A 548-nucleotide genomic window follows, 5' to 3' on the forward strand; every position below is an offset into this window, starting at 1 on the left:
GGGCCGCATCACGTACCTCCCGGCCCACCACGTCTGGACGGTGGACCCCGCAGGCGACCAGGGCTGGACCCTCCACGCCGTCGCGGGCCACGCCCCCGACGAGACCCCGGCGACCCTCCGCGCCCGCCACGTGCTCCTGGCCACCGGCGCCTACGAGCGCCAGCTGCCGTTCCCCGGCTGGACCCTCCCCGGAGTGGTCGGCGCGGGCGGAGCCCAGGCCATGCTGAAGAACAACCTCGTCCTGCCCGGCCGCCGCGTCGTCGTCGCCGGGTCCGGCCCGCTCCTCCTCGCCGTGGCCGGCTCCCTCGCCGCCGCGGGGGCCACCGTCCCCGCCGTCGTCGAGGCCGCCGCGTACACCGCGTACGCCCCCCAGGCCCCCGCCCTCCACCGCAACCCCGCCAAGCTGGTCGAAGGCGCCGTGTACGGCGGCACCCTGCTGCGCCACGGCGTCCGGCTCCTCACCCGGCACGCCGTCACCGAGGTGCAGGGGACCACTCGGGTCGAGGTTTTTTTTCGTCACCCGCCTCGACGGCGACTGGCGCCCCCTG

At 76.8% G+C, this 548-nt stretch carries 1 pseudogene; it reads left to right on the plus strand.

What is annotated here, in order from left to right:
* A pseudogene (locus tag SSNG_RS27240) lies at positions 1-548 on the plus strand (FAD/NAD(P)-binding oxidoreductase); the annotation flags it as partial.

Source organism: Streptomyces sp. C (genome assembly GCF_000158895.1).
In the GTDB taxonomy this organism is placed as follows: domain Bacteria; phylum Actinomycetota; class Actinomycetes; order Streptomycetales; family Streptomycetaceae; genus Streptomyces; species Streptomyces racemochromogenes.